The 4,363-nt window shown below is 67.7% G+C and carries 6 protein-coding genes; all 6 read left to right on the forward strand.

The window, feature by feature from the left end:
• The coding region (sufD, locus tag KZA10_RS08520; protein ID WP_218682650.1) for a Fe-S cluster assembly protein SufD at positions 1–1,081 on the forward strand (1,081 nt) is incomplete at its 5' end.
• Positions 1,078–1,404 carry a non-heme iron oxygenase ferredoxin subunit gene (locus KZA10_RS08525; protein ID WP_017830403.1) on the forward strand — a complete coding sequence of 109 codons (327 nt, stop codon included), beginning with the start codon at positions 1,078–1,080 and terminating at the stop codon, positions 1,402–1,404. The genes sufD and KZA10_RS08525, both read left to right, overlap by 4 nt.
• A 3-nt stretch (positions 1,405–1,407) precedes the next feature.
• Positions 1,408–2,178, forward strand: a complete 771-nt coding sequence (gene sufC, locus KZA10_RS08530; protein WP_017830404.1) for a Fe-S cluster assembly ATPase SufC — start codon at positions 1,408–1,410, stop codon at positions 2,176–2,178.
• Between the two features lie 9 nt (positions 2,179–2,187).
• Complete coding sequence (locus KZA10_RS08535; protein WP_141387638.1) at positions 2,188–2,517, forward strand: metal-sulfur cluster assembly factor; 330 nt, start codon at positions 2,188–2,190, stop codon at positions 2,515–2,517.
• 90 nt (positions 2,518–2,607) lie between these two features.
• The gene (locus KZA10_RS08540; protein WP_141387640.1) at positions 2,608–3,762 is read left to right on the forward strand and encodes a MalY/PatB family protein; all 1,155 of its coding nucleotides are present in this window, start codon (positions 2,608–2,610) and stop codon (positions 3,760–3,762) included.
• Positions 3,759–4,363 (forward strand): MFS transporter (locus KZA10_RS08545; RefSeq protein WP_218682651.1); only part of this gene is annotated, 605 nt, incomplete at its 3' end. The genes KZA10_RS08540 and KZA10_RS08545, both read left to right, overlap by 4 nt.

Genomic DNA, 4,363 nt, shown 5'->3' on the forward strand with positions numbered 1-4,363 from the left:
CGAGCCCGCCGACTTCGGTGCCCCGACAGGGCGCGAGGTCAATTGGAAGCACACCCCGGTCGCGCAGCTCACCTCGCTGTTCGAGGTCGCGTCGCCGAACGACGGTGTCAGCTACACGTACGGTGCGGGGGAGCAGTACATCGCCGCTCCGCTCGCCATCGGTGCGGCTCCCCGTGGCGAGGTCTTCCTCGCGGAAGACGTGACGGCCGCCGTCGCGTGGCAGGGGAGCACCGAGGCACTCCACGTGCGCATCCCGCGCGAGGAAGAGGTCGCCGAGCCTGTCTTCATTTCCATCGCCGGTCTCGGAGCGCAGCGCCGTGCCGACGCGCACATCGTGATCGAGGCACTGGAGCACAGCTCTGCGACGGTCGTGCTCCAGCACACCGGTTCCGCGCAGTACGCGCAGAACGTCGAGATCATCGTCCGCGACGGCGCGAAGCTCACGGTCATCAGCCTGCAGCAGTGGGAGGACGACGCGGTTCACGCGGCCGCACACCAGGCTCGGGTCGGCGCCGATGCGACGCTCAAGCACTTCGTCGTGAGCTTCGGCGGCGGCATCGTGCGCGTCAACCCGAACGTCGAGCTGGCCGGCGCCGGTTCCGAGGGCTACCTCTACGGCCTCTCCTACGCAGACGCCGGGCAGCACCTGGAGAGCCAGGTCTACCTGCACCACAAGGGCCCGCACACCAAGGGCGACGTCCTCTACAAGGGCGCGCTGCAGGGGCAGGGCGCGCACAGCGTCTGGATCGGCGACGTCCTCATCGGCGCCGACGCGACGGGCACCGACTCGTACGAGGCGAACCGCAACCTCGTCCTCACCGAAGGTGCACGCGCCGACTCGATCCCGAACCTCGAGATCGAGACGGGTGACATCCTCGGTGCCGGGCATGCGAGCGCCACCGGTCGTTTCGACGACGAGCAGCTGTTCTACCTGCAGGCACGCGGTATCACCGAGGAAGAGGCGCGACGCCTCGTCGTGCTCGGATTCCTCACCGACATCGTGCAGCGCCTGGGTATCCCCGCCCTCGAGGCCGAGCTGCTCGCAGCCATCGAGACGGAGCTCGCCGAGGTGAGTGCATGACCGCCGAGCGCGTCTGCGGCGTCGCCGACCTGGAACAGGACATGCCTCTGCGCGTGGACCCGGGCGGCGTGCCCATCACGGTGATCAAAGACGGCGAGGGTGTCATCCACGCCATCGGCGACACCTGCACCCACGGCGACATCTCGCTGTCTGAAGGCTTCGTCGAGGGCGACACGGTGGAGTGCTGGGCACACGGCTCCGCCTTCTCGCTGCTCACCGGCAAGCCCCAGAATCTCCCCGCTTATGAGCCCGTCCCGGTCTACGTCGTCCAGATCGACGGCGACGACGTGCTCATCGATCCGACTGTGATTAAGGAAGTCTGAAGAATGTCTGTTCTCGAGATCCGCGACCTGCACGTGACGGTCGAGACCGAGGCGGGGACCACCCCGATCCTCAACGGAATCAACCTCACCATGAACACCGGTGAGACCCACGCCATCATGGGCCCCAACGGCTCCGGCAAGTCGACCCTGGCCTACACGATCGCCGGTCACCCCAAGTACACGGTGACCTCGGGATCCATCACGTTCGACGGCCAGGACGTCCTGGAGATGAGCGTCGACGAGCGGGCCCGCGCCGGCCTGTTCCTCGCGATGCAGTACCCGGTCGAGATCCCCGGCGTCACGGTGACGAACTTCCTCCGCACGGCCAAGACGGCGCTCGACGGCGAAGCACCGGCGATCCGCGGCTGGACCAAGGACGTCAAGGCGGCCATGTCGAACCTGCGCATGGACCCGAAGTTCGCGCAGCGCAACGTCAACGAGGGCTTCTCCGGTGGCGAGAAGAAGCGCCACGAGATCCTGCAGCTCGAGGTGCTGAAGCCGAAGTTCGCTATCCTCGACGAGACCGATTCCGGCCTCGACGTCGACGCGCTCAAGATCGTCTCCGAGGGTGTCAACCGCGCGAAGGAGTCCACCGGACTCGGCGTGCTGCTGATCACGCACTACACCCGCATCCTTCGCTACATCCGCCCCGACTTCGTCCACGTGGTCGTCGCGGGCAAGATCGTCGAAGAGGGCGGCCCCGAGCTGGCAGACCGGCTGGAGAACGAGGGATACGACCGTTTCCTCGACCCTGCAGCTCCGATCGAGGCGTAGGCTGATCGCATGACAGCGACCCTCACGGACGAGAAGTACGACGCGGTCACCGAGGCCCTCAAGGACGTGATGGATCCCGAGCTCGGGATCAACGTCGTCGACCTCGGCCTCATCTACGATCTCGCTTGGGATGACGAGAACGACGCTCTCGTCATCCACATGACGCTGACCAGTGCCGGATGCCCGCTCACCGACGTCCTCGAGGACCAGACTGCTCAGGCTCTGGACGACGTCGTCGATCGCTTCCGGATCAACTGGGTGTGGATGCCGCCGTGGGGTCCGGAGAAGATCTCCGACGACGGGCGCGACATGATGCGCGCCCTCGGCTTCGCGATCTGACCCGCGCAGGAGCATCGCCGGAAGGCGTTGTCGGCGCGCGTCGGATCGGATGGCACCGCGACGACGCGTGTCGGAACCTCGGGAGAGAGAATGCTTCATGTGAAGGCCCTGCCTCTGGCGGAGCTCCGCGAGCGCAGCAGCGAGAAGTGGCGGGAGTACCCCGCAGACGTCCTGCCGTTGTTCGTCGCGGAAACCGACTTCCCGCTGGCTCCGGCCATCTCGACGGCGTTGCAGCGTGCCGTCGAGATCGGCGACACGGGATACATCGCCTCGCGGACCCCGTTGGCCGAGTCGTTCGCGTCCTTCGCGTCCCGACGCTACGGGTGGGAGCCTGATCCCGCTCGGATGCGCAGCACGGCGGACGTGAGCATGGGGATCGTCGAGATCCTCCGTCGCGTGACCCAGCCGGGAGAGCGCATCGTCGTCACGCCGCCGGTGTACCCGCCTTTCTACGATCTGGTGGCCGAGGCCGGTGCAGAGGTGGAGCGTGTACCGCTTGGCGATACGGGAACCGGGTGGGAGCTCGATCTCGACGGCATCCGCACGGCGTTCGAGGACGGCGCGACCGCGATCCTGCTCTGCAACCCGCACAACCCCACCGGCACCGTGCATGACCGCGACAGCCTCGCTGCTCTCGCGGAGTTGGCCGACGAGTTCGGCGTCGCGGTGGTCTCGGACGAGATCCATGCCCCGCTCGCTCAGCCGGGCACGGGGTTCACCCCGTTCCTCGCCGTGAACGACGCCGCGCAGCGGGTGGGCTACGCCGTGGTGAGCGCGAGCAAGGCGTTCAACCTCGCCGGGCTCAAGTGCGCTCTCATGGTCACGGCCGACGACGAGACGAGTGCCGTCGTGCGCGGGCTTCCAGTCGAGGTGGAGTGGCGTACCGGGCAGTTCGGTCTGCTCGCCGCTGTCGCCGCCTTCTCTGAGGAGAGCGACGCCTGGCTCGATGGACTGCTGCGCACTCTCGACGAGAACCGGGTGCTGCTCGAAGACCTTCTCGCCGCGCGCCTCCCCGGCGCGCGCTATCGCCTCCCCGATGCCGGATACCTCGCGTGGATCGACCTCTCCGCGCTGGGATGGGGAGACAATCCCGCGAGGCGCATCCTGAAGGACGCCAAGGTCGCCCTGCACTTCGGGCCGGCCTTCGGTGCGGAGGGCGCGGGCCACGTGCGGTTGAACTTCGGCACCAGCCCGGAGATCCTCACCGAGGCCATCGAGCGCATCGCAGCGCTCGTCGGTCGATGACCGCCCCGGCCGACGCCGCGACGATCTGGGACTGCCAACGCATCTGGGTGACCCTCGGCGCGGTCGCGCTGATCTTCCTCGGGGCGATCGAAGCCCTCGCGGTCACCACCGTGATGCCGATCGTCAGCGCAGCGCTGAACGGTGAGGCTCTGTTCGCCGTCGCCTTCGCCGGCACTCTGGCGACGAGTGTGATCGGCATGGTCGCGACCGGAGCATGGTCGGATGCCCGCGGACCGCGCGGTGCCCTGTACGTCGCCGTGACCCTCTTCATCATCGGCCTGCTGCTCTCCGGCTTCGCCGTCACGATGCATCAGTTCCTGATCGGACGACTCGTCCAGGGCCTCGGGACCGGAGGGCAGACGGTCGCACTGTACGTCGTGGTCGCCCGGCTGTATCCGCCCCACCTGCACGGTCGGATCTTCGCCGCCTTCGACGCGGCATGGGTCGTGCCGTCGATGGTCGGTCCCTTCCTCGCCGGTGCGGTCGCCGAGTATCTCGACTGGCGCTGGGCGTTCCTCGGCGTGGCGGTGCTGACGGCTGCGGCATTCCTGATGATCGCCGTCCGTCTTCGCGGTGTGGACCTCGGCCGCGGCACCCCGCA

The organism is Microbacterium sp. BF1, from assembly GCF_019279095.1.
In the GTDB taxonomy this organism is placed as follows: Bacteria; Actinomycetota; Actinomycetes; order Actinomycetales; family Microbacteriaceae; genus Microbacterium; species Microbacterium maritypicum.

What these genes read in the sequence shown, in the direction of transcription:
- KZA10_RS08525 (WP_017830403.1), top strand. Translation starts at nt 1,078, where the DNA reads ATGACCGCCGAGCGCGTCTGCGGCGTCGCCGACCTGGAACAGGACATG.
- sufC (WP_017830404.1), top strand. Translation starts at nt 1,408, where the DNA reads ATGTCTGTTCTCGAGATCCGCGACCTGCACGTGACGGTCGAGACCGAG.
- KZA10_RS08535 (WP_141387638.1), top strand. Translation starts at nt 2,188, where the DNA reads ATGACAGCGACCCTCACGGACGAGAAGTACGACGCGGTCACCGAGGCC.
- KZA10_RS08540 (WP_141387640.1), top strand. Translation starts at nt 2,608, where the DNA reads ATGCTTCATGTGAAGGCCCTGCCTCTGGCGGAGCTCCGCGAGCGCAGC.